We start from the raw sequence: 25881 nt of genomic DNA on the forward strand, positions 1-25881 counted from the left end.
TTCCTGACAAACTTGGGGGAAAGGCGAGATTGTAGACGAAGCGCGGGCCGCGCCAGCGATTCCGGGACGTGGGTCGATGCGGGAAACGCGCGGCCAGCCGCGGAACGAACGAAACCGCTACTGCTCGAACGCCGCCAGATACTCGGCCCACTGGGGCGCGGTTTCCTGCGCGAGCGCGTTCTTCACCAGGTTGATCTCATCGGCGTATTCCTGCGCCGAAAACGCGCCGCGAATCAGCTGGAAGCGGCAATACAGCAGGTACGTGTTGACGACGTCGGTCTCGCAGTAATTACGGATTTCCTCGATCCGCCCTTCCTGATACGCATGCCATACCTGGCTGCCGTCCATGCCCATCTTGCCGGGAAAGCCGCACATCTTCGCGAGCGCGTCGAGCGGCGCATTGGCGCGCGCCTGATACATCGCGAGCACGTCCATCAGATCGGTATGGCGCGCGTGATAGCGGCTGATGTAGTTGTTCCACTTGAACTCGCGGTCGTCTTCGCCGAGATCCCAGAATCGATACGCCGGAATGCCGTTGACGAGCGCCCGGTAGTTCAGCACCGGCAGGTCGAAGCCGCCGCCGTTCCACGACACGAGTTGCGGCGTGTACTTCTCGATCACGCGATAGAAGGACTGCACCAGCGCGGCCTCGCCGTCTTCCGGCGTGCCGAGCGAGCGCACCCGGAAGCCGTTGTTGTCGCGAAACACGCAGGAAATGGCCGCGACACGTTGCAGATGGTGCGGCAGGAAATCGCCGCCGGTCTTCTCGCGGCGCGCGGCGAACGCGTGCTCGGCGACTTCGGCGTCGGTCAGCGTGGCGGGTAGATCTTCGAGGCGGCGAATGCCGGCGACATCGGGAATCGTCTCGATGTCGAAAACAAGAATCGGTGTCATCGGTGTTATAGAACGGCGTCCTTGCGAACACCGTTGGAGGCGAAGAAGCGCTTCAGCCGCACCAGCGCTTCCTGTTGGATCTGGCGCACACGCTCGCGCGTGAGGCCCATTTCGTCAGCCAGCTCTTCGAGCGTGGCGGGTTCGATGTGATTGAGGCCGAAGCGACGCTCGATCACATGCCGATGCTTGTCCGACAGCCGCGCGAGCCAGGCGCGCGTCAACGTTTCGAGTTCGCGATGCTGCACTTCGGCGTCCGGCGACTGACTCTGGTCGTCCGACAGCAGATCGAGCAGACTGCTCGCCGGATCGAGATCGAGCGGCGCATCCAGCGAGGCGGTGTGCTCGTTCAGCGCGAGGATATCGGTGACTTCGTCGGTCGTCTTGCCGGTCAGATAGGCGATGTCGTCGATGCTGGCATCGCGGCGTTCAGCCGCTTCGCCGGAGTTCATCGAATTCTTTTCCAGATGGCGTTTCGCGCGCAGCACCTGATTGAGTTCACGAATCACGTGAACCGGCAGACGCACCGTGCGCGCCTGGTTCATGATCGCGCGCTCGATGCTTTGACGGATCCACCACGTGGCATATGTCGAGAAACGGAAGCCGCGCGTGGGATCGAATTTCTCGATCGCGTGCATCAGGCCGAGATTGCCTTCCTCGATCAGATCGAGCAACGGCACGCCGCGATTCAGATAGCCCTTGGCGATGCTGACCACGAGCCGCAAATTGCGCTCGATCATCACCTGCCGCGCTTCGAACTCGCCGGCCTTCGCAAGACGCGAGTATTTCTGCTCTTCCTCGACGGTGAGCAGCGGCTTGACGCTAATGCGGTTCAGGTAATGCTGAATGGTGTCGGCCGTCAGCTCGGCTTGCAGCAGTGCGCGGAAATCGTCGGCGTCCGGCGCGGCTTCGCTCGCGCCTTCGCGAGCATCGCCCTCTTCCGCGCCACCCTGGCGATCGTCGAGTTCGCGTTCCTCGACGACTTCCTCTTCGACTTCCGAAGCGCCGCTATCGTCCACCGAAGCGGATCCAGCTTGGCTGATCTTCTCAGACTCGGCTTGCGACGGGCGGCGCTTCGATTTCGGCATGGTCGTATCGCTTATTGCGGCGGCAAATACTTCAGTGGGTCGACAGGTTTGCCCTGCCGGCGAACTTCGAAATGCAACATCACACGGTCGGAATCGCTATTGCCCATCTCAGCGATTTTCTGCCCCTTGGTCACCGCGTCACCCTCTTTTACCATCAAAGCACGGTTGTGTGCATACGCCGTGAGATAAGTTGCATCATGCTTGATGATAATGAGATTGCCGTAACCACGCAGCCCATTTCCGGCATAAACCACCCGGCCGTCCGCCGACGCCTTCACCGGGTCGCCCGACGCGCCGCCAATATTGACGCCCTTGTTGGTCGAGTCGTTGAAGGTGCCGAGCAGCGGGCCGCGCACCGGCCACGCGAAGCTCACGTTGCTGGCCGCCGCGCCCGAATCGCTGCCGGCGACCGGCGGCGCGACCGCCGCATTGTTCGCACCCGCGCCGTAGACCGGCGGCGTCGCCACGCCCGCCGCCGCACCCGCGACCGGCGGCGTGCTGCCGAGCGGCGCGCTTTGCACCGCACCACCGTTGCCGATCGGCGCGGTCGATACGCCCGGCGTCAGCGCCGCAGTGTTCGCACCCGGCGGCACCACGCGCAGCAGTTGATCGACTTCGATCTGGTTCGGGTTGGTCAGATTGTTCCACGCCGAAATATCGCGATAGTTCTGGCCGTTTTCGAGCGCGATGCGATACAGCGTGTCGCCCGGCTTCACACGGTAATAACCGGGCGGCGGCGGACCGAGCGGCACCGGCTGCGCGGCGGTTGCCGGCGTGCCGAGCACGCCGCCGCCGGAACGATCGACGACAGGCGCCTGATCGAGCCGCGTCGCGCAGGCCGTCATCAACAGGGACAGGGCGAGCACGCACACGCTACGCTGGGTGACGGTCATCGGGACATTCAGGCTGGTTCTTTGCATGGCGCGCAACATACTCATCGGTGTCAAATCACTCCGGATTTTAAGGGTACAAAGAAAACGCGATCAAGCCGCGACTCGCGCCATTGCGCGGGTCCGAGCCGCTCGACCAGAGTCAGCACCTGGTTCTGACCTTCCTGCGAGCCGACCGGCGCGACCAGGCGGCCGCCAATCGCGAGTTGTTCAAGCAGAGCCTGCGGTACGTCGAGGCCGGCCGCCGCGATCACGATCGCGTCGAACGGCGCCGCCGCCGGCAAGCCGAGCCGCCCATCGCCGTAATGCAGACGGATGTTCGGAATGCGCAGCGGACGCAAGTTTGTCTTCGCGCGTTCGGACAGCGGCTTGATGCGTTCGATCGAATACACCTCGCGCGCGACCTGGCTCAGCACCGCGGCCTGGTAGCCGCAGCCCGTGCCGATTTCGAGCACCGTGTTCAACGCGCGGCCGGCCGCCGCCAGTTCGATCATCCGCGCGACGACCGAAGGCTTCGAGATCGTCTGGTGATGACCGATGGGAAGCGCGGCATCTTCATAGGCCTGGGCGGCGAGGCCCGGGTCGACGAACATGTGGCGCGGCACCACCGACATCGCGTTCAACACGCGCTGATCGGTCACGCCGTTCGCACGCAGGCGTTCGACCATCCGTTCGCGAACCCGTTCCGAGGTCAATGCGAGGGCGCCGTTCAATGCGACGTTCGGCGCGACGTTCAGCGTCCCGGCACGCTCGCTCGCGCGCGCCGCCGGTTTTGCGGACGGCGACGGTTGCAGCGCAACACGGGTAGCCGTCGCCGACGCGACCGGTTTCGCCGACGGCGCGGCAACAGGTTTGGGCGGCGTGATGGCCTGGGGCTTGGCGTGAGCGCGGACCTGCGGCTTCGCCGGCGCTTTACCGGGCGCGCCGGGCGCACTGCCGGCGCCGGCCGTCGACGGCTTGACGGATGGTTTGCCGCCCGGCTTGGCCGACGACGGCTGACGCGCATTCAACGCCGCGCTCGCGGCCAGCGCCGCCGCGCGGACTTCGCCCGGACGCCCCTCGGGACGGCGCGGTTCGCGCACCAGGTCCTCGAGGCCGAGCGGAAAGCGCTTGGCGCGCTCGCTGGTCATGAATGACCGCTGCCGGCGCGCAGCCAGTCGCGAGCCGCGGGCAGCATCTGCGTGTGAGTCAGGTCGAGCTGCAACGGTGTGATCGACACGTGGCCATTGGCGACGGCGTGGAAGTCCGTACCCTCGCTCGCGTCGCGCGCGCTGCCCGACGGGCCGATCCAGTAGATCGGCTCGCCGCGCGGGTTGGTCTGGCGGATCACCGGCTGCGACGGATGCCGCTTGCCGAGACGCGTGATCTGCCAGCTCTTGAGTTGCCCGTACGGCAGATTCGGAATGTTGACGTTCAGGAGCGGATGGCCGGGCAACGGCTGCTCGAGATAATGCGCGACGATCTCGGCGGCGACGCGCACCGCGTCGTCGAGATGCACCCAGTCCTTGTCGACCAGCGAAAAGGCGATGGCCGGCACGCCGAACATGATGCCCTCGGTGGCGGCGGCGACCGTGCCCGAATACAGCGTGTCCTCGCCCATGTTCTGACCGTTGTTGATGCCCGAGACCACGAGATCGGGCGTATGGTCGAGCATGCCGGTCAGCGCGATGTGCACCGAGTCGGTGGGCGTGCCGTTCAGGTAGTAGAAACCGTTCGCCGAGCGCAGGACCGACAGCGGCCGCGACAGCGTCAGGGAGTTCGACGCGCCGCTGCAGTTCTGTTCGGGCGCCATCACGGTGACATCCGCGATCGGCTTGAGCGCTTCGTAAAGCGCGGCAAGGCCCGGCGCCAGGTAACCGTCGTCGTTGCTGAGTAGGATTCGCATGCGGCGATTGTAACCGAGGAAAGATGGCGCGCGAACGACAGCACCAGCCGCTTTCGCATGGCATGCGCGCACGTCGCGGCACGTGGACGGGCCTCACGCGCGGCGCCGGTTTCGAACGCCGCCGACGCATGCGCGCGACGATGAAAACGCACGGTCGTACGGATTGTTTTACACTCGATCCGCTTGCCTGAGCGCGATGGATACAGCCCCGGCGGATCGCCTGAAAAGCGATTCGACAGATCACGCACGGCAACAGCAGGAAAGCTCAACGCCACAAGCCCCTCATCGATACGGAGACACGATGCGCGCGATTCGCTGCAATCAATACGGCCCGCCGGAGAGCCTGGTCGTCGACAACCTCGCGGACCTCGAGGCGCCGCCCGGCCACGTGGTGATCGACGTCAAGGCCGCCGCCGTCAATTTTCCCGACGTGCTGATCATCGAGAACAAGTACCAGTTCAAACCGCCGTTGCCGTTCACGCCCGGCTCGGAAGTCGCCGGCGTGGTGCGCGCGGCCGGCGAAGGCGTCAGCCAGTTTCAGCCCGGCGCGCGCGTGGTCGCGTTCACGGGCCAGGGCGGCTTCGCCGAGCAGGCGCTGGCGCCGGCCGCCGCGTGCGTGCCGCTCGCCGACGGCGTGCCGTTCGACGTGGCCGCGGCCTTCACGCTCGCGTACGGCACCTCGCATCACGCGGTGGTGGATCGCGGCGCGCTGCAGGCCGGCGAAACGATGCTCGTGCTCGGCGCGGCCGGCGGCGTCGGTCTCGCCGCGGTCGAGATCGGCAAGGCACTGGGCGCGCGGGTGATCGCGGCGGCATCGAGCGACGAAAAGCTCGCGGTCTGCGTGAAGCATGGCGCGGACGCGACGATCAACTACGCGACCGAAGATCTGCGCGAGCGCATCAAGGCGCTGACCGACGGCAAGGGGCCGGACGTGATCTACGACCCGGTCGGCGGCGTGTATGCGGAGCCGGCGTTTCGCAGCATCGGCTGGCGCGGGCGCTATCTGGTGGTCGGCTTTGCCAACGGCGAGATTCCGAAGCTGCCGCTGAATCTGACGCTGCTCAAGGGCGCGAGCCTGGTCGGCGTGTTCTGGGGCGACTTTGCGAAGCGCGAGCCGCAGCGCAATCACGCCGCGTTCCAGCAGATGACGCAGTGGATCGGCGAAGGCAAGCTCAAGCCCTACGTGTCGGCGCGTTATGCGCTGGAGGACACCGGCCGCGCGCTGCGCGACATGGCCGAGCGGCGCGTGATCGGGAAGGTGGTGGTGACGCCGTAGCTTGGTGGTGCAGTGGGATCGGCCTGTTGCGATTGGCTCGTCGCACTCGACTCGCGCGGCAAACGCATGCTGACTACGCGACAAGCACACGGCAACCGCGCGACAACCACGCGACAGAACACGACGCAACCGCAATACATATCGAGCGACAAAAAACGGCGCGCGGTCTTCACACCGCGCGCCGTTTTTCGTCGCACATCGCTTTCGTCGCGCCTACAGTTTTTCCGTATCGCCGGACTTCGGTTGCCATTTCATCAGATGCCGTTCGCCGATGCCGACGATCGCATCCAGAATCAGCGCGAACGCAGTCAGCACCAGAATGCCGGCGAACACCGTATTGATATCGAAAGTGCCTTCGGCTTGCAGAATCAGATACCCGACGCCGCGCGCCGAGCCCAGATACTCGCCCACCACCGACCCGACGAACGCCAGTCCCACCGACGTATGCAGGCTGGAAAACACCCAGCTCATCGCGCTCGGCAGATACACGGCGCGCAGTAACTGCTTGCGGTTCGCGCCGAGCATGCGCGCGTTGGCGAGCACCACCGGGCTGACTTCCTTCACGCCCTGATACACGTTGAAGAACACGATAAAAAACACCAGCGTGACGCCGAGCGCCACCTTCGACCAGATGCCCAGTCCGAACCACACGCCGAAGATCGGCGCGAGGATCACGCGCGGCATCGAGTTGGCGGCCTTGATGTAAGGGTCGAACAGCGCGCTCGCGAGCGGCGACAGCGCCAGCCAGAGTCCGATGCCCAGACCGAGCGCGGTGCCGACCGCGAAGGCGAGCACCGTCTCGACCAGCGTGATCCACAGATGCAGATAGATCTCGCCGCCGGTGAACCACTCCCAGATCCGTTGCAGCACCTTCTGCGGCTCGCCGAAGAAAAACGCCGCCTTGTTCGGGTCGTCGAAATAGAACGGCGGCAGCAGCGTCGGGCTGGTCAGCACGTACCAGAGCACGAAGCACAGCACCAGCAGCAGCCATTGCCAGATCACCAGATTCGCCCGGTTCGGGCGCAACGTCTTCCACATGACTTGGTTCGCCTTGTTTGCCTTTAAACGGCGCTCAATTGCTGCTGGTACCCCTTCAGTACTTCATCGCGCAGCACGCTCCAGATCTGCGCATGCAATTCGACGAAGCGTGGATGCGCACGGATTTCAGCGACGTCGCGCGGCCGCGGCAGATCGATCGCGAACTCGCCGATCGGATGCGTGCCCGGCCCCGCCGACAGCACCACCACGCGATCCGACATCGCGATCGCTTCGTCGAGATCGTGCGTGATGAAGAGCACCGCCTTGCGTTTGGCGGCCCACAGGTCGAGCAATTCGTTTTCCATCAGCTGACGCGTCTGGATATCCAGCGCGGAAAACGGCTCGTCCATCAGGATGATGTCGGGATCGAGAATCAGCGTCTGCGCCATCGCGACGCGCTTGCGCATGCCGCCCGACAACTGGTGCGGATAGCGGTCGCCGAATCCGCCGAGGCCGACGCGCTTCAGCCATGCGTCCGCCTTGACGCGGGCTTCGGCCGCCGGCACGCCGTGAAACGCGAGGCCGGCCATCACGTTGTCGATGGCCGAACGCCACGGCATCAGCGCGTCCGCCTGGAACATGTAGCCGGCGCGCCGGTTGATGCCCTTGAGCGGTTCGCCGAACACGCTGACCGTGCCCGCCGACGGTGCCAGCAAGCCCGCGCCGACGTTCAGCAAGGTGGATTTGCCGCAGCCGGTCGGCCCGACCACCGAGACGAATTCGCCCGGCGCGATGCGCAACGTGGTGTCCTTGACGGCGGTGTAGCGCTGCGCGCGGTTCTCGCGCGCAGCGAACGTGCAGGTGATGTTCTCGAGCGCCAGGGCGGCAACGGTCATCGTTCGGCTCGTTGGATGGGAATCGGATGCTCGGATCTGGTGGGCGGCGCGAGCGGGGCGAGCGGCATGAGAGGCGTAGGAGGCGTAAGTGGCGTGCGCGGCCGCAGCCGCGCCGGGGCGTTTTACGCCTTGACCGTCGCCAGCGCCTTCTTCACGAAGTCGTTGGTCCACGTCTTCGACAGATCGATCGGTTTGCCCTGCACCGCCGGGTCGAACGCCTGCAAGGTTTTCAGCGACGTCGCCGGACCGTCGGCAGGCATCAGCCCATCGGGCGACAGCGCCTGCTTCACGTGCTGCCACGCATCCAGATAGACCGCGCGGTCGCCAAGCAGATACCCTTCCGGCACCGTGTTGATCAGTTCGCTGCCGGTCGCCGTCTGCAGCCATTTGAGCGCGCGCACCATCGCGTTGGTCAGCGCCTGCGTGGTGTTCGGATTCTTCGTGATGAAGCTTTGCGACGCGTACAGGCAGCCCGCCGGCATGTCGCCGCCGAACACGCTGCGCGTATCGGCCAGCGTGCGCGTATCCGACACGATGACAATGTCGCCGCTGCGTTCGAGCCGCGTCATCACCGGGTCGAGATTGGCGATCGCGTCGATCTGCCCCGACTGCAACGCGGCGATCGCACCCGCGCCCGCTCCCACGCCGATGAACGCGACGTCCTTCGCGGTCAAGCCGGCCTTGGCCAGCACGAAGCTCGCCATGATCGAGGTCGACGAACCCGGCGCGGTCACGCCGATTTTCTTGCCCTTCAGATCGGCGATCGACCGGTAGTTCGGTATCGCCTTCTTCGACACGGCCAGCACGATCTGCGGCGCGCGGCCCTGCAGCACGAACTCGCGGAACATCTGCTTCTGCGCCTGCAACAGCAACGTGTGCTCGAACGCGCCGGACACCACGTCCGCGCTGCCGCCCACGGCCGCCTTCAGCGCCTGCGAGCCGCCCGCGAAGTCGGAGATTTCGACGTCGAGCCCTTCGTCCTTGAAATAGTTGCGGCGCTCGGCAATGGTGAGCGGCAAGTAATAGAACAGGTTCTTGCCGCCGACCGCGATCGCCACTTTCGAGGTCTCAGGCTTGCCCTGCGCGAACGCCGACGGCGTCACGCCGAGCGAGGCGCCCGCGAGCGCGGCGGCGGTACCGGCGAGGAAGGATCTGCGCTGCATGGTCTTCGTCTCCAAACTTTTTGTTGTCCGGTCTTTTTCTTCTATTCGCGATGCGCGTGTTCAGACGATCTGTTGCGCATGCAACCGTGCGATTTCGTCTGCATCATAACCTAGCGTTTGCAGGACTTCATCGGTATGTTCACCCAGTTCGGGGCCAAGCCAGCGCGTTTCGCCGGGCGTGTCGGAGAGCTTCGGCGTGACCGCCGGCAGCGTGATTTCCTGGCCGTCCTGCCACTTGAAACGCTGGATCATCTGGCGCGCCATGAACTGCGGATCGGTGAACATATCCGCGACGCTATAGATGCGCCCGACCGGCACGTCGGCCGCGTTCAGCACGGCGAGCGCTTCGTCGATGGTGCGGCTGGCGAGCCACGCGGCGATCGCGCCGTCGATTTCCTGGGTGCGCGGCACGCGTCCGTCGTTGTGCGCGAGACCCGGATCGTCGGCGAGATCCTCGCGTTCGATCGCCACCATCAGGCGCTTGAAGATCGGATCGCTATTGCCGCCGATCACGATGCTGCCGTCGCGGCACGGATACGTGTTCGACGGCACGATGCCCGGCAGCGATGCGCCGGTGCGCTCGCGCACCATCCCATACACGCCGTACTCGGGCACCACGCTTTCCATCATGTTGAAGACGGCTTCGTACAGCGCGACGTCGACCACCTGCCCTTTGCCGCCGTTCACCTGCTTGTGATGCAGCGCCATCAATGCGCCGATCACACCGTGCAGCGCGGCGATCGAATCGCCGATCGAAATGCCGATGCGCGGCGGCGGCAAATCGGGATACCCGGTGATGTGGCGCAGACCGCCCATCGACTCGGCGATCGCGCCGAAACCGGGCCGGTCGCGATACGGGCCGGTCTGGCCGTAGCCGGACAGACGCACCATCACGAGTCCGGGGTTCTCGGCGGACAGCACGTCGTAACCGAGCCCAAGCTTCTCCAGCAAACCCGGCCGGAAATTCTCGACGACGATATCCGCCTCTTTCGCGAGACGCCGCACGATTTCCTTGCCCTCTTCGGCCTTCAGATTGATCGTGATGGACTTTTTATTGCGCGCCTGCACGGCCCACCACAGCGAGGTGCCGCCGACTTCCGGATACAGCTTGCGCCATTTGCGCAGCGGGTCGCCGCCCTTGGGGTCTTCGATCTTGATGACTTCGGCGCCGAACTCGCCGAGAAAGCGCGCGGCGAACGGGCCAGCGATCAGCGTGCCGAGTTCCAGTACCTTGACGCCGGCGAGCGGGCCGGCTGGCGCCTGGGGGGCGGTTGGGTCTTGCGCGGCGTGCGGGTTGTGCTGATCTTGCGGGTTCCCGGACGCGGCGCGCGCGCCTGAATCGGAAGTAGCGCTCATGTGTCTCCTGAATTCTGTATCTGACGACGCAGGCCGATGCGCACGGGGGATGCGATCGATACGCGATGAATCCAACGCCTACGCTACCCGCGCAACGCGGCCACCGCGTTACATCGTTCGACGATCCAGCATCGCGCGGGCGATCGTACCGGCGTCGACATATTCGAGTTCGCCGCCCACCGGCACGCCGCGCGCGAGCCGCGTGACCGACAGACCGCGCGCCTTGAGCGTCTGCCCAAGGTAATGCGCGGTGGCTTCGCCTTCGTTGGTGAAATTGGTGGCGAGCACGACTTCCTTGACGATGCCGTCCGACGCGCGCTTCACCAGCCGGTCGAAATGAATTTCCTTCGGGCCCACGCCGTCGAGCGGACTGAGCCGCCCCATCAGCACGAAATACAGGCCACGGTACGTGAGGGTCTGTTCGAGCATGATCTGGTCGGCCGGCGTCTCGACGACGCACAGCAGCGTGGGATCACGCTCTTCATCGAGGCAGACCTCGCAGATCTGCGCCTCGGTGAACGTGTTGCACTTTTCGCAATGCTGCAGATGCTCGGTCGCGAACAGCAGCGAGCGGCCGAGCTTTTCGGCGCCGTCGCGGTCGTGCTGCATCAGGTGATAGGCCATGCGTTGCGCGGACTTCGGCCCGACGCCGGGCAGCGCGCGCAGCGCTTCGACGAGCGCCGACAAGGCGGAGGGTTGTTTCATGCGGATCGGCGTCGAAGTGGATGGCCCGGCTGGGCGGATCGCGATGCGGTTTCTACCATGGCGGTGTGGGTTCGCCGCGCGAGACGCGCGCTACGTCTTGACGACGCGCCTCGAACGACGAACTCAGGCCCGTTCTGTTGTTGCGGGAACGCGCCGGGCGGGCACCGAGCCGCGCCCTGGCGCATCGGCTTCGGGCGCTTACGCGCTGTCGAGCACTTCAAACGTTTGATCGCTCGATTGATCGCTCGATTGATCGCTCAGCGCGCTCGCACGTCCCGCGCGTTGCCTGCTTCATGCCGCGACAGCATACGCCGCAGCAACGGGTTTATCCGCCCGATGGCGGCGCACTTCCTCAGAACGGCAGCTTGAAGCCCGGCGGCAACGGCAGGCCCGACGTCATGCCGCCCATCTTTTCCTGAGCGGTGGCTTCGGCTTTGCGCACGGCGTCGTTGAATGCAGCGGCGACGAGATCCTCGAGCATGTCCTTGTCGTCGGCGAGCAGGCTCGGGTCGATCGACACGCGGCGCACGTCGTTCTTGCAGGTCATCGTCACCTTCACGAGACCGGCGCCCGACTGGCCCTCGACTTCGATCTGAGCGAGCTGCTCCTGCATCTTCTTCATGTTTTCCTGCATCTGCTGGGCTTGTTTCATCAGCCCGGCGAGTTGACCTTTCATCATGGACATGCTCCTTCTTGACAGCGTGAAATTTGGAAATGGGCCGCGTTGCAGCGAATCAGGCGGCCGGTGGCGTGGGGTACGGCGAATCAGTGATCTGGCGACTCGATGCCTCGCGCGCAATCTCAATGGACCGGCGGCGCGGCGGCCGGGCCGGCGTCCGGCGTGAGCGGCCGGATCGAGCCGGGCACGATGCTCGCGCCGAATTCGCGGATCAGCGATTGCACGAACGGATCGGCGCCGATCTCGCGCTCCGCTTCCTGCTGACGTTGCGCGCGCGTCGCGGCGTCCTGCGCGGCGGCGGTGCGGCGCGCGGCGCCGACTTCGACCAGCACATCGACGGTGCGGCCGAGTCGTTCGGCGAGCGCGGCTTTCAGCTTGGCGACCTGCGAGGCTTCCGCGTATTGCGGCACCGGCACGTTCAGTTTAAGTGTGTTGCCTTCGAGCGCCATCAACTCGCTGTTGAACGCGAGCTGATAGGAAATGCCCTTGAGCGGCAGATCGACCGCCAGCGCCGGCCAGTCGCCGGTGAAGCCGATCGGGTCGAGCGGCACGGCGGGCGGCAGCGGACGCTTGTCGATCACCGGCGCCGGGGACGGTGCGGGCGCGGCGTTCATGCGCACGTCGTCCGGACCGCTGTCGAACACGGGCATGTAGCTGTCGTCTGGCGGACCGTAGTAGCCGTCGTCCGATGCCGGGAGAGGCATGTAGTCGTCGGGCGGCATGTCGTCCCACGGCGGGATCGACGAGCCGTTCTGCGGTTCGGCGCTGTTGCGCTGCGCCGGCGATGCGGTTCGGGCAGCGGGCGCGGCGGACGCTGCGTCCGGCTGCGGCGCGCGGCGTGGCGCGCCGGGTGTCGGCACAGGCACGACGACGCGCGGCGCGGCGGGTTTGGGCGCCGGTGCGGCGGCAGCCGCAGCGGACCGGCCGCGATCCGAGGACACTTTCAGGCCCGCGCTGCGTAGCACGTCGAGCGCGGCGCTGGCGCCGCCGGCGCGACGTGGCGCGGCTTCTGCCGGTACTGGCGAGGTCTGCCGTGCTGGCGGCTCCTGCTGCGCAACCGACGACGCCGCCTCTTCCGCGCGCGCGAATGCGGCGGCTGCCGGCGCGGTAGGCGGCGATGCGGGTTGCTCGTTGCTGACTTCGTCGATGCCGGCGATGGCGGCGATGTGCGCCGTAGTCGATGCGCTTTCGTTCGATGTCGCTGACGCTTCGCCGGCAACCGATTCCGATCCGGCAGGCGCGTCTTCCCACGGGGCTAACGGTGCGGGCGCGGTCCCGCCGGCTGCAGTGGATGCAGTTTCCGCGGGGACGACACTGGCCGTTTGTGCGGGAACGTCGGGGACTGATTCAGTTGCCGTTTCTGTTTCGGCGGTAGCGGTGGACGTGGTTTGCATCGCGGAAGCTGTATCCGCCACGGCGCCGTTCTCGATCACCGCCTGCATCACGGCCGATTTCGTTTCACTCGCACCGCTTCCAGGCTCGCCGGCGGCGCTTGCCGTTTCCACCACGACTTCCACGCGAGCGGAAACCGGAGTCGAATCGATAGCATGCGGTTGAGCATCCGTAGCGGCAGATGGTGCCTGACGAGGCGTGGGCTGCGCGTTTGCAACCACCGCTGCACGTTCATCATCGCGAGCGGACGCATCGGCGACGCCAGCGGAAACCACGCGCTGGTTTTCTCCGGCATCGCCGCGAACCTGCGGCGTCTCACGGACCACCGGACTCGCGACCGGCGCGGCCAGCGCCGAAGCCCCCGCCGCTCCTCGCTGTGCGGCAGCGACCGGCGCGCCGGCACGCTTCGCTCCACCCGCACCCGCGGCCCCCGGCGCGCGCGCCGAACCCACCGTGCCGCCCCCGCCGCCCGTCGGCGCCGGCTCGAACGCCAGCATGCGCAACAACGTCATCGTGAAGCCGGCGTATTCGTCGGGCGCGAGCCCCAGTTCGCTCCGGCCGATCGTCGCGATCTGATAGAACAACTGCACCTGCTCGGCGCTCAGCGTCTCCGCGAAACGGCGCAGGTCGCCCGCCTCCGGCCACTCGTCCAGCACCGACGAGGGCGCGAACTGCGCCCACGCGACCCGGTGCAGCAAGCTCGCCAGATCCTGCAGCGCCGTCGAGAACGACAGACTGCGCAGCGCCATCTCGTCGGCGACCGCGAGCACCGCCGCGCCGTCGCCATCCGCGAGCGCGTCGAGCAGACGGATCAGATAGCTTTGATCGAGCGCGCCGAGCATGCCGCGCACCGCTTCTTCATTGACCTGATTAGCCGAGTACGCGATGGCCTGGTCGGTCAGCGACAGCGCGTCGCGCATCGAACCGTCCGCCGCGCGCGCGAGCAGCCGCAGCGCCTGCGCTTCGTACGGCACCTTCTCTTCGCCGAGGATATGTTCGAGATGCGACACGATATGACCGGCCGGCATCTGCTTCAGATTGAACTGCAGGCAGCGCGACAGCACCGTGACCGGAATCTTCTGCGGGTCGGTGGTGGCGAGAATGAACTTGACGTGCGCGGGCGGTTCTTCCAACGTCTTCAGCATCGCATTGAAGGCGTGGTTGGTCAGCATGTGCACTTCGTCGATCATGTAGACCTTGAAGCGTGCGTCGACCGGCGCATAGACCGCGCGCTCCAGCAGCGCCGCCATTTCGTCGACGCCGCGGTTGCTCGCCGCATCCATCTCGACATAATCGACGAAACGTCCCTCGTCGATTTCACGGCACGCGCGACACACGCCGCACGGCGTGGAGGTCACACCGGTTTCGCAATTCAGCGCCTTGGCGAAGATGCGCGACAGCGTGGTTTTGCCGACACCGCGCGTACCGGTAAACAGATAGGCATGGTGCAGACGGCCGCCGTCGAGCGCGTGCGTGAGCGCGCGCACCACGTGCTCCTGTCCGACGAGCGAAGCGAAATCCTTCGGCCGCCATTTGCGTGCGAGAACTTGATAGGTCATCCGGAAATTGTATCAGTAACAATGCCGCGCAAAACCGATTCGAAGCGGCACGCAAACGCGCACCACCGCCCCATTGGAACGGACTAACGAACCGATAGAAAAAAATAGCCGGAGCAAGCGACTTCACACGACAGCGAGGCTGTGCGGCGAGGCGCGCAAACACGACGACATGCGTGCGCGATTCAAGGCGAACTCAGGGTAAAACAGGAGATGGGATTTGAAGCTGAGGTAAGGCAGAAAAAAGGAAGGTGACGAGCCCGACCCTCGGCACTGGTGGAAAACGGCTGTGGCTGCTTCGTTCCCGACCTGACCAGGTTGACCATCCCTCCATGCGAGGAGGCCCGTCACGAAATATTCTATCACTGCTTGGCCCGTCGTGCGACTGTTATTACGATCAAAGCGATATCGACGCGCCGAACTGCCTCGTCGCTTCGCGCACGACTTCGCTCGCCGCGCCACGTTGCTCCATATAGTCGACCACGAAAGTACGCCGCATCGACACGGCTTGAGTTCGCCGCGCGCGCCACCAGATAGGTGGTGTATCAGGCTGCGTGAAGGTCCGCGCAACAGGGTGGAAAGTCATCGGCAGTCATTGACCCCACTGCCGTTGATGACGACTATCGCCCCCGGCAACGCATAGCGAATTAAGCTAAACTGCCGTACGGATGACCCGCAAACGGGCGCTTTCCGCACACGCCAGCTTAAGCGGGTGATTTTTCAGGCGTGTGTCGGCATGGGTCCGGCGGCGGCAAAGAGAACGGAAGTTTCCCCTAGGTTTTGACGTATCGTGGCGAGCAATTTCAGGCGGGCCTCGAACCGATAGAGGTATTCATACAATGAGCGAAAACATCAAGCATATTAGCGACGCATCGTTTGAACAGGACGTCGTGAGATCCGATAAACCCGTGCTGCTCGATTTCTGGGCCGAATGGTGCGGTCCGTGCAAGATGATCGCGCCGATCCTCGACGAAGTCGCGAAGGATTATGCCGATCGCCTGCAAATCGCCAAGATCAACGTCGACGAACACCAATCGACGCCGGTCAAGTTCGGCGTGCGCGGTATCCCAACGCTGATCCTGTTCAAGAACGGTGTCGTTGCTGCGCAGAAAGTCGGCGCACTGTCGAAGTCGCAACTCACCGCGTTCCTCGACGGCAATCTGTAAAAGTTTGCGCATCGGCGCGCCGCGCGTCCCTCGCGACCCGCGCGCACGTTGAGTCGGGCGTGTTGTCAGTCGGCAACATGCCCGTCAAGAAAGATGCCATGGCCACGCACTGGCGGAAATTGGCGTGTGCTATGCTAGAATCCGCAAAACGTCGAAAAGACGTGTAAGTCCTTGAGCGGTTCCGCTCACTCTCCTCCCAGATTTCATTTCGTCGCACCTTCTTCCTGCGGGTTCTCCGTATGCATTTATCCGAGCTTAAGACTCTGCACGTGTCCGAATTGATCGAGATGGCCAATGGCCTCGAGATCGAAAGTGCGAACCGCCTGCGCAAGCAGGAATTGATGTTCGCCATTCTAAAAAAACGAGCCAAAACGGGCGACACGATCTTCGGCGACGGCACGCTCGAAGTGCTGCCGGACGGCTTCGGCTTCCTGCGCTCCCCGGAAACGTCGTACCTGGCGAGCACGGACGACATCTATATCAGCCCGTCGCAAATCCGCCGCTTCAACCTGCATACGGGCGACACGATCGAAGGTGAAGTGCGTACGCCGAAAGACGGCGAGCGCTATTTCGCGCTGGTGAAGGTGGACAAGGTCAACGGCCAGCCGCCGGAAGCCTCGAAGCACAAGATCATGTTCGAAAACCTGACGCCGCTGCACCCGAACAAGGTGCTGCTGCTCGAACGCGAAATGCGTGGCGAGGAAAACGTCACGGGCCGCATCATCGACATGATCGCGCCGATCGGCAAGGGCCAGCGCGGCCTGCTGGTGGCATCGCCGAAATCCGGCAAGACGGTGATGCTTCAGCACATCGCGCATGCGATCAAGCAGAACCATCCCGACGTCGTGCTGTTCGTGCTGCTGATCGACGAACGCCCGGAAGAAGTGACGGAAATGCAGCGTTCGGTGGCCGGCGAAGTGATCGCCTCCACGTTCGACGAACCGGCCGCGCGTCACGTGCAGGTCGCCGAAATGGTGATCGAAAAAGCCAAGCGCCTCGTCGAAATGAAGAACGACGTGGTCATTCTGCTCGACTCGATCACGCGTCTCGCGCGCGCCTACAACACCGTCGTGCCGGCTTCCGGCAAGGTGCTGACCGGCGGTGTGGACGCCAACGCGCTGCAACGCCCGAAGCGCTTCTTCGGCGCCGCGCGCAACATCGAGGAAGGCGGTTCGCTGACCATCATCGGCACCGCGCTGATCGAAACCGGCAGCCGCATGGACGACGTGATCTACGAAGAGTTCAAGGGCACCGGCAATATGGAAGTGCACTTGGAACGCCGCCTCGCCGAGAAACGCGTCTATCCGTCGATCAACCTGAACAAGTCCGGCACGCGCCGCGAAGAACTGCTGATCAAGCCCGAAGTGCTGCAAAAGATCTGGGTGTTGCGCAAGTTCATTCACGACATGGACGAAGTCGAGTCGATGGAATTCCTGCTCGACAAGATCCGCCAGACGAAGAGCAACTCCGAGTTCTTCGACATGATGCGTCGCGGCGGCAACAGCTAAGGTACGCCCCGCGTCCGCGTGCAGGCGCAATCCAGAGCACGCGCAGCCTACTGAAAAACTGCCCGCTATGATGCGGGCAGTTGAAATCATTTCGGAATACCGGCGCTCAAATCTGCGCCGGGCAGTTCCAGCCTGAAAGCCCCCATCTGCATCACGAGACAGGCGGTCACACAGACGGTCCGAATAAAGCGCTCGCGCATCGCGCCAGTTATTCGCCGTTGATCGAGTCAAACAGGTACATCAACCGGCACTTCGAGTCGATCTGCTCTCGCGCCAGTGACCAGAAAAAATCTGCCTCCGTCAAAGGGGATGTCGGCCACATCCGTCACCATTCATAGATGCAAGGTTTGCGCGTTAAGCGCAAGACAGCTGCAACTCTGGCGAAAGATTCAGAATCCAAAACTTCTCGCACGTGGCGTTTATAGCAAGGCTGCGCGCTGAAAATTCCGTGCATCCGAAACCACGATATTTTGTCGCCTGCTGTTACGGCATTGGTTTAGCCCGCTTAGCTTTCGACAATTCCAACCGAGTCCTCACTGCGACTATGTCGGCGTGCAGCTTACCCCGAAGACGAAACACTGTTGCCTCGTTAACCGTATCCCTACCGAGCCCCGGAATATGATGCGACCCCTTAACAAGTCCCAACGTATATTCGCCGATTGTTCCTGGCAGATGAATCGATGGATTTTCTTGCTTACTACTTGTTTCAAGTTGATCAAGAAAATCGTAGATTTTGCCCTCATAGTCGTCGGCAAAGCCTTCGATCTCGTCAACAAACTCCGACAATTTCGCAATTTTTTCGGAGTCCATAGTCCAGCCCGCTTGTGCATCAGCAACCAGCACACCTATGTCTACCGGATTAACCGGTAAAGCGTTATCAAGGAACGTTTTTTCGACAGCGTTAACCGCGTACTTGGCGGTGTTTTTCCCTAGACCTCCCCCCTCGAACGCTCCTAACCTGAGCGCATGATAAGCGTTGCTTTTGGCCGCCTCTAAATTTCTGCGCCCCTCGTCCACGCTGTAGTGAGGCTTAGATCGCCGAACTTTCGTATCGAGCTTTTTTGCGACCTCTTTCCCCACCAATCCACCTACTGCCCCCCCTATCGCCGTGCCGACTCCGGGGAAAATCAATGTGCCGAGTGCGCTACCCGCGGCAGCGCCCAACGTGCCGCCCCCAGCGGTAGCGGCCAGCGACGCCGCGTTCGCACCTACTGCTTTTCCCATTTTGGTTTTGGAGTTCGCTGCATCAAGAGCATTTTTCATTTTTTTCAACTCCAACCTGGCTTCGGACATATATTTATAATAACTACACGCTTCCTCCTTGGTTATCGGTGCATCGCCGGCTGGATCAAGATATTTAACTGGATTATTCGCAGCCATTCTGTATAAATTCGACCCATCTCTCATGCCGGCGGGGTCGGGATTGAGCCATCGGCACGTCCACGCCGAATAATATCTAAGTCCATAATAATAAAGACCCGTACCATCCATTTCCTTACCCGAATACCTAATCACTTTATATTTAACTTCGTTTTTGCTTGATGCGGACAATACTGCAGTCCCGCCGTATGGATAATATTCCTCCTGCGTAATAATATTAGCCTCCGCATCCAGCTCCAACATCACCGAACCGATCTGATTGTCAAAGCTATACCTTATCTGATCATTCGGAATATCCGACGGCTGCCCGGCTTCCCAATGCAGTACACGAACCTGGGGACGGCCAACTATCTGCGTCGTCACGACCTGCAACGACTCGCTCGTGCTGACGCTGCCGTTCTCATCAATACTCGTCGTGTGGAGTTCCAGCCCAGGTAAATAGATCACCTCGTCAACTTGCCAGATATTGCCGCTGACGTTGGTTGCGGTGCGCGTCTGCTTTCTGACGCGCGCGCTTCCACGGTATTGATAGACGTCACGGTCGTTAGCGTCCGCCGTACCGCCGCGATCCATGAGCACCACGGACTGCAACTGGTTGCGCCCGTTCCAGTTGAGCGGCTTGCCTGGCTGCATCTGTCTAACGTTGCCTCTGGCATCGAAATACGTACCAATGTTGCTTTGCGTGATGCTGCCGTTTTCGTCCTGCGCGAGCGCACGGTTCGATCCTGCATCGACGAACAAGGTGTTCGTATAGGCGTTGTTATCTGCCGAGTGCACGATTTGGTACAGGTTGCCGCCCCTGTCGTACGTGTAGTTGCGCGTGTAATTGCGTACGTTCGCGGTATCGATAGCAGGTTCCGGAAGTGCAGGCCCTTGTCGAACAGCCGAGATATTCTCGCGTCCCGTCGCGCTCAGAAGCTGGTACAAGGCGTCGTAACTGTAGGTGTTTTCTGCGGCTACCGCCTGATTGCGGAAATACCTTATCTCCTGAGCACTATTGCTGATGGAGAGAATATTGCCGACGGGATCGTATTGGTAGGACAGATTTTGCAGCTGGGTTTCCCGGGCGTCACTCGCGGGCCGCGTTGTCGTCACGCCCACAAGACGTTGGGTTTGTGACTCGTAAACATATTGGGTCATCACGCCGTTGCCGGCCGTCTCCTGAAGCATCTGTCCCGCAGCGCTATAGCTGACACTGGACAGCAACATGTGCTCAACATCACTGTCCGCAAGCTTGACATAGCATTGGCAAACTGCCCCAGCTACGTCATGTTCGAATCGCTTTTGATTGCCTCGCGCATCTGTTTCGACGAGCGGCGCGCCGAGCGCGTCATATTGCGTGGCACTCGTATAAATCTCTGTCGCCAGCGACGCCTGCCATGCGCCTTCGTCGTCACCCTGCCAATCGCTCTGCCCTTCGGCATCCGGCAGAAGTTGTTGAGCGCTACCCGTTGGCGCACCCAATAGCGTGAATCGCGGCCAAGCGATCATCCCCGCCGTGTCATAGTGCCGGACGAGTTCGCCGCGCAGGTTGTCATCCTCTGGCCCCGCGGACACCGAAGTGTCGCTATCGCCGTAGATGAGGCGTTCCGCAACGCGCTCGTCTGCCGCCTCAAGCTGTTCGTACACCGCGACGGGTCGGCCAAGCACGTCGAACTCCGTGCGAGTGACGGTTCCCCTACTGTCCTGCGACCAGAAAACGCGACCTTCAACGTCATGGAGTTCCATGCTCCAGCCCGCGTCCACGCCATCGCTGCGCAGAGACATTCCCGATAGGGACAACTGCGTCGATGCGTTCGGAGGCTGCGCCGTATCGCCCTGCCACAGCGTGAACAGACGAGCATCCCAAAGGCTGCTATGTCGAAGGTCGTCGCTCAGAGATGAAAGCGTGATCAGCTCGTCCAACGGATCGCCACTCACCGTCCGGTTATATTGCATCAAGCGAACTCGACGACCGCGGTTATCCAGTACGTGAAGTGATGGCGTACCGCTGCAAAGAGCCGAAGTACTATCGGACACGCGCATGATGAACCTCGATATAAAAGCCGGGCAGCAGTTTGACGATCAGGACGCCGACACTTCGGCAAGCGTGTCGTTCTCATCTTCCATGACGGAAAACCAGGGATAGAAGCTCTGTCTACGCAAATAGTTGAGCGCAGTCACAACCTGGATTTCACGACCAACAGGATCGTAATAGTGTGTGTCGGCAAAGCCGCACACCTGCATAGAACTGTCGACTACGTACTGCCAGTCGTCGATGAAGTACGGCTGATAGGTTCTGACCACCTGCCCTTTATTGTCGTATTCGACACGTCCGGACACAGTCCAGCGTGGGTCGGCAGTCGCCTCCACAGGCTCGCCGTTATCGTCGCACGCTATTTCGCCACTATCGGTGCGCTGCCATGCTGGACCGGCCGGCGCCTTGGAGACCGTTTGCAGGGGACGTCCAAAGCCATCGCTGTACGACACGGTCACGCGAACCTGCTGGCCGGGATCGTCCGGATAACGATCGGCCAGCAGAATGGCACTGTTGACAGGCGTGCGTGGCGCGCTGGCCAATACTTGCCGTGCCGCGAGCGTCAGTTCCGGTTTGGAAGCTTTCGACGAGATCCACCGTCGACCCGAGGCGCGAATATGGCCCTGCGCGGTGATGAAGCGCAAGCTCAGCAACCGCGCCCATTCACGCACGGAAAGCTCGCCGCTGCCGCCGTACCCGGCCTGCGACACCTGGCCCATCCAGCTAAACGGATCGTAAGCGCAAATGCTCGCAAGATGCTGCGCCGAAGTGCCAGCATTCGCAACGGCGGTTGCGACTGATTGGCCGTACGATACCGGGAAGTCTGCAACAGATCCGAAGCCGGTGGCTTCCGCGTTTTCCGTGCCATAAAAGCTCGTCGCAATCGCGCGCCCTAGCGCATCGAGCTGGACCTCGTGGAAATTGCCGTTAATGTCAGTCATCCTGACCGGTTGCAGGAAACGATAATCGTATTCGAACGCCTTGTTGTTACCCACGGCGTCCTGCACCCGTTCGACGACGCAATAATGGCTGTCATATGTCGATGTGCTCTGCCCGGTCAGCATGGTTCTCCGATGGCTGACAGGAAAATAGAAGGCGGCGCCATCGCCATACGTGACGAAATTCTGCTGGACGATCCAGACAGGGGCTTCGTCGGCTTCACCCACTGCCAATACGGTTGGGCTCGATACGTAGCCAGCAGTCAGTAATCTGGAAACCAGGGTATCGGCGTCCAATATCCCGTCGTACGCCGCCAGGCAAGACTCATCCAGCTCGGCGGTTTCAGTATGGTCAATGAGCGCGAGAAAATCGGGTGTTCCCTCGTTCGTGCCGTACACGACGACGCTCTGCCCAGCATATATTCGTGGCCGCGAGCTCGCCATCAGGCCGCTACTGGACGTCAGACTCTCGAAGGACAATCCCTCGACCGGCACATCCGCATCTGCGTAGGTCAGAACGTTCGCCCGCTGTTGACTGGGCAGTCTCAATCGCCACTGCTGAGGCTGCGTCAGGTGCCACACGCTGCTACGTGTTTCATTCAGGCGCAATACAAGTTGTTGCGAATCGTACGAGCTACTCCAGCTCGTGGACGGTAACGTATCCGGATACGGCGATGCCGCGGGTCGAGCACGCCGCGGATAATTGACGCTTACCTCCCATAACGCCACACCGTATTCGTCGAGACCTAGAACGACTTGCTGTGCCACTTGAGGGTCAGTCGCGATCCTTTCGTAGCCATAACTCAATTGCTCCAGTTGCACAGGCATCGAGATCGCCGCGCAGCCGGATGCGGTTGCCTGAACCTGTCGGACCTGATACCGAAACGTCGCTACGCTATACGGAAAAGACTGATGGTCGCCACCGTCAAGACCATAAACCTCACTACGCAGAGTCGAACCCTTTAGCGCCCTATACAGCCAGAATCGCGTCGTATCGTCCGGGCTATCCAGAACGACATCCTGTTTGGCGGTCGCATCGTATTGAGTCAACCGGGTCGAATTGACGGGAAAGGCCGCATCGTCGTGATACGGCATCCCATACAGATGGGTCTCGTCCTGTTCTCTTCCAGTGTGGTACCAGAACCTGCTCTGAAGTGGCGGCGCAAAGGGGATGGCGTCATCGGTCGAGGAAGCATTCTTGTTGGTATCCTGAGCCTCGATGTAGCCAAATCCCCGGAATTCCTGTTCGCGGCCGTCGTACACGCCGCGACGGTAAAGGTAGCTTTGGCTAAGTACGTTACCCGTGATTTCATCGGTGCTAGTGACAGCCGATACTAATTGCATCGGAAACGGTAGCGCGCTGAGCGCGGATCCATCTTCCTGTTTTTTCTCATCGAGCCATTCCTGCGCCGAACTACGGTACATCACCTCCGTGTTCGCGCCCATATTGCTATTGATACCATTCAGCAAGTAAGGCTTGAGATCGGCGAAGTGGTAGCACCAGTGCCGTGCGTCGAGATAGGGTTGCGTCAGCACGAGACTCGCCAATCCCAGTCCCTGTACATCAGCTACGCTAAGTTGGCATAAACGGTCGAAGCGAACGCCAGCGGGCCACGGCAAATCGAACGGGCCGTCCAGGCTGTTACCCGCCTGGTTAAACCAGATGTGCATCGCGTCGCTGTCGGCATAAATCAGATCGGCCGCGCCCGAACCGTCGAGGTCCGCCAGATACACCTGCTCAGGGTTGAACGTGGTCTCATCCAGAGTCAACCCGGCAAGCTGGAAAGGCGTGCCGAAGTGCCCACGACCGAGGTTCGGCCAGACCGTCACGCCATCGTGCCGGATACGAACGAGATGCTGCTGCCCGGACCCCAGCATGTCGCTGAATCCGACCAGTTCCCGTGCGTCTCTTCCGGCGATCGGCAAGTCATCGGTCTGATCGACGTCGGCCCCTGCATCGAAACCGCTTCGCTGGTTAGCGTAAAGGCGCACGCTTCTCGGGCCGATCATGGCGATATCGGGCATGCCGCCGCCGCTCAGGTCCACCAGTTTTGCCTGCGGCTGAAAAAACTCTACCGGCAGTGCGTTGAACGGCGTAAAACCGGACCACGTGCCGTCGGGGTTGATCGTGAAGAAGCCCGCCAGGCCCGGCTGTGCAACGATCCAGTCAAGCTTGCCATCGCCGTCGATATCCATGAGCCCCATGCGCTCCGGCTGCATGGCGGGAATAGACGGTAACGGCTGCCAGTCGTCATAGGTCACCGTGTCACCCCCGGTATCGGCACGCATGGGCGCCCGGTAGTACCAAAGTTCACCGGCACGATAAAGCACGCCGGCGATGCCCTCTCCATGCAGGTCCACCAACTGATAGGGGTGACCATCGTTCAGCCCCGGAAAGGCGTCGAATATTTGCCATTGCGCCGGGTCTGGTGAAAATTCGAATGGACTGTAATTCAAGTCCATTGGAGGCAATTGCTGGACTGTTCCATCGGCTTCGTAGGCAAGCCTCTGTGCGCCGGTCAGACGGGTGAGTACTGGATTTTCGTCATATTCCAGCAAAAGTCGGGCAACCAGCGTATTCGCCTCGCCCTGCCCGTCGAGACCCAACTCGTCTGCAAAGTGATGGAACATCAGGACCTGACGGCATAGACGGTGGGTACGTACTTCAAAGCCAAAGTGATAGCTGGAAAACGCGTCCTGACGGACCGGCCATGTGTTGCCGGCACCGGGTCCGTAGCCAGGAGGGACGCCGGGTTCAACACCTCGGGCACCATAGTCGAATACCAGGGAGAACAACCACGCCTGATCCTTGGGTGCCGTTGTGCCAAACAAAAAAAGATCGGCAGACGGCGTCACATTCCCGTAACTAACCTCAGTAAGGTAGCGGTTCGCCTGACGGTCACGTAGCCCCTCGTTGCTCTCTGTGTCGATTCCGGAATCATCTTCTGGCCGGTAAGCGAAATAGATGTGTTCGCCATTAGGCGACACCGATTCTTCGGACAACCACACTGCGATATGCGTCGGAATCGACGGATCGGCGATCCGCGCCGCGGTTGTCTTACCGAGGCAATGTAGTTGACCGTCTGAACCGTGAATCAACCAGAAGTCGTTGCCCTCCGCCTGACCTGTCCAACGTTCGATACGATCAAAGCTACCCTCGATCCGGGGGTAATACCGTGTCACCTCATACGTATCGCCAAGGTTGAGCGAGCCGTATGTCGATGTCGATGTCGTCGTGACCTTGCCGTCGCTACCCCGCTCTGGCTCCAGCACTTCTCCATCGGGACCGACGAACTGATCGTCGTCGATGTACTGAGGCACGCCACTACTCGTACGACGCGCAATGGCCCGCTGACTGACACCCCAGCCCACTCCAAACGTGCCGTTGCCGGCGCCGCTGCTGTAACTCAACTCCATTGAGGGAGCGTAGCCTCGCCCGCTGGAAATCGGCAACGGCAGCTTCATCGAGGCCATACCGGTTGGTCCGACTTGGCCCAGGGTCGCGCTACCCCCTTGAATCGCTCCGCCTCCCTTGGGTAAGGAAGGCTCTGTGATCCGTACGGACGACTGAGCAGAAGCTTTCATGAGCGGTTCCTCCACGCGACAAAAGTAGCGGTGGCTGTCCTGTTTAACCGATGCAGCGGATCATGCCGCTGGCAAAAACCGCGAGCAGGGCCTGTTCAAATGACGCCCGAAACGCGCGTCGCTGCGGCGGATATCAACAGTAATAATTTCGAACACTGCGAAAAGTTACGAAAATATTTCGATTCGTTTGCAATGAAATTCAATTTGAAGGGTTTGAATTCATATGGAACCCGGTTGAGCGGATCTACCCCTCTACGGGACAGAATATACTTTTAAGACGATCCGCCAGTACTTCATTGCAGATAACATTAAAAAATCCGATCTACATGCAATAACCCACATCATCATTCCATTTGACGGAATTATCTATTTGTCATGCACTTTAAATTTTTGTCATTATCAAATTCTCCCTTGAAGTCACCAAGGTAACGGCCTATTGTTCGCTTTAAATTTCCACACCACCTTATCGTGATCCGGCCGCATCATGATGAAACCTGTTGCGGAAACCCCACTCCATACTGAATGCACAAAA

Annotated in this window: 18 protein-coding genes and 1 other RNA gene; 3 read left to right on the forward strand and 16 right to left on the reverse strand. The window is 61.9% G+C overall.

Going from position 1 to position 25881, the window contains the following annotated elements; translation table 11 throughout:
• Positions 1-117 precede the first annotated feature (117 nt).
• From LFL96_RS10560 to surE, 5 genes are read right to left on the reverse strand one after another with little or no spacing between them, the layout of a single operon-like run.
• Positions 118-894, reverse strand: coding sequence for a 3'-5' exonuclease (locus LFL96_RS10560; protein ID WP_280995202.1), 777 nt, complete (start codon positions 892-894; stop codon positions 118-120).
• A 5-nt stretch (positions 895-899) separates the two neighbouring features.
• Positions 900-1979 (reverse strand): RNA polymerase sigma factor RpoS, encoded by a 1080-nt coding sequence (rpoS, locus tag LFL96_RS10565; protein WP_280995203.1) that lies wholly within the window; start codon positions 1977-1979, stop codon positions 900-902.
• Between the two features lie 11 nt (positions 1980-1990).
• Positions 1991-2917, reverse strand: a complete 927-nt coding sequence (locus LFL96_RS10570) for a peptidoglycan DD-metalloendopeptidase family protein (RefSeq protein ID WP_280995204.1) — start codon at positions 2915-2917, stop codon at positions 1991-1993.
• Positions 2918-2922: 5 nt separating this feature from the next.
• Complete coding sequence (locus tag LFL96_RS10575; protein WP_280995205.1) at positions 2923-3999, reverse strand: protein-L-isoaspartate(D-aspartate) O-methyltransferase; 1077 nt, start codon at positions 3997-3999, stop codon at positions 2923-2925.
• A complete protein-coding gene (gene surE, locus LFL96_RS10580; RefSeq protein WP_280995206.1) occupies positions 3996-4754 on the reverse strand; it encodes a 5'/3'-nucleotidase SurE in 759 nt (252 codons plus the stop codon). The genes LFL96_RS10575 and surE overlap by 4 nt, the downstream gene beginning before the upstream one ends.
• Before the next feature lie 301 nt (positions 4755-5055).
• On the opposite strand from surE, the gene LFL96_RS10585 reads away from it, so the two are divergent.
• The gene (locus tag LFL96_RS10585) at positions 5056-6030 is read left to right on the forward strand and encodes an NADPH:quinone oxidoreductase family protein (protein WP_280995207.1); all 975 of its coding nucleotides are present in this window, start codon (positions 5056-5058) and stop codon (positions 6028-6030) included.
• A gap of 213 nt (positions 6031-6243) precedes the next feature.
• Here LFL96_RS10585 and LFL96_RS10590 read toward each other — a convergent pair whose 3' ends face one another.
• The 9 genes from LFL96_RS10590 to LFL96_RS10630 form a co-directional block, all read right to left on the reverse strand.
• Positions 6244-7068, reverse strand: a complete 825-nt coding sequence (locus LFL96_RS10590; protein WP_280995208.1) for an ABC transporter permease — start codon at positions 7066-7068, stop codon at positions 6244-6246.
• Positions 7069-7091: 23 nt separating this feature from the next.
• On the reverse strand, positions 7092-7904 hold the full coding sequence (locus LFL96_RS10595) for an ABC transporter ATP-binding protein (protein ID WP_280995209.1): 813 nt from the start codon (positions 7902-7904) through the stop codon (positions 7092-7094).
• A gap of 122 nt (positions 7905-8026) precedes the next feature.
• Positions 8027-9067, reverse strand: coding sequence for an ABC transporter substrate-binding protein (locus tag LFL96_RS10600; RefSeq protein WP_280995210.1), 1041 nt, complete (start codon positions 9065-9067; stop codon positions 8027-8029).
• A 60-nt stretch (positions 9068-9127) separates the two neighbouring features.
• A complete protein-coding gene (locus LFL96_RS10605) occupies positions 9128-10423 on the reverse strand; it encodes a CaiB/BaiF CoA-transferase family protein (RefSeq protein ID WP_280995211.1) in 1296 nt (431 codons plus the stop codon).
• Between the two features lie 108 nt (positions 10424-10531).
• Positions 10532-11128, reverse strand: coding sequence for a recombination mediator RecR (recR, locus tag LFL96_RS10610; protein ID WP_280995212.1), 597 nt, complete (start codon positions 11126-11128; stop codon positions 10532-10534).
• Positions 11129-11480: 352 nt separating this feature from the next.
• Entirely contained in the window at positions 11481-11807 is a 327-nt protein-coding gene (locus LFL96_RS10615; RefSeq protein ID WP_006048866.1) for a YbaB/EbfC family nucleoid-associated protein, read from the reverse strand.
• A gap of 122 nt (positions 11808-11929) precedes the next feature.
• Complete coding sequence (gene dnaX, locus LFL96_RS10620; protein ID WP_280995213.1) at positions 11930-14758, reverse strand: DNA polymerase III subunit gamma/tau; 2829 nt, start codon at positions 14756-14758, stop codon at positions 11930-11932.
• Positions 14759-15005: 247 nt separating this feature from the next.
• Positions 15006-15104: signal recognition particle sRNA small type (ffs, locus tag LFL96_RS10625), an RNA gene on the reverse strand.
• A 48-nt stretch (positions 15105-15152) separates the two neighbouring features.
• A complete protein-coding gene (locus LFL96_RS10630) occupies positions 15153-15341 on the reverse strand; it encodes a hypothetical protein (protein ID WP_280995214.1) in 189 nt (62 codons plus the stop codon).
• A 253-nt stretch (positions 15342-15594) separates the two neighbouring features.
• Here LFL96_RS10630 and trxA point away from each other — a divergent pair, with 253 nt between their 5' ends.
• Positions 15595-15921 carry a thioredoxin TrxA gene (trxA, locus tag LFL96_RS10635; RefSeq protein ID WP_280995215.1) on the forward strand — a complete coding sequence of 109 codons (327 nt, stop codon included), beginning with the start codon at positions 15595-15597 and terminating at the stop codon, positions 15919-15921.
• A gap of 239 nt (positions 15922-16160) precedes the next feature.
• Positions 16161-17429, forward strand: coding sequence for a transcription termination factor Rho (gene rho, locus LFL96_RS10640; RefSeq protein ID WP_144113737.1), 1269 nt, complete (start codon positions 16161-16163; stop codon positions 17427-17429).
• Positions 17430-17912: 483 nt separating this feature from the next.
• Here rho and LFL96_RS10645 read toward each other — a convergent pair whose 3' ends face one another.
• Positions 17913-20834, reverse strand: a complete 2922-nt coding sequence (locus LFL96_RS10645; RefSeq protein WP_280995216.1) for an RHS repeat-associated core domain-containing protein — start codon at positions 20832-20834, stop codon at positions 17913-17915.
• 39 nt (positions 20835-20873) lie between these two features.
• Entirely contained in the window at positions 20874-25238 is a 4365-nt protein-coding gene (locus LFL96_RS10650) for a SpvB/TcaC N-terminal domain-containing protein (protein ID WP_280995217.1), read from the reverse strand.
• Between the last annotated feature and the right edge of the window lie 643 nt (positions 25239-25881).

The sequence above is a fragment of the Paraburkholderia sp. D15 genome (assembly GCF_029910215.1).
Taxonomy (GTDB): domain Bacteria; phylum Pseudomonadota; class Gammaproteobacteria; order Burkholderiales; family Burkholderiaceae; genus Paraburkholderia.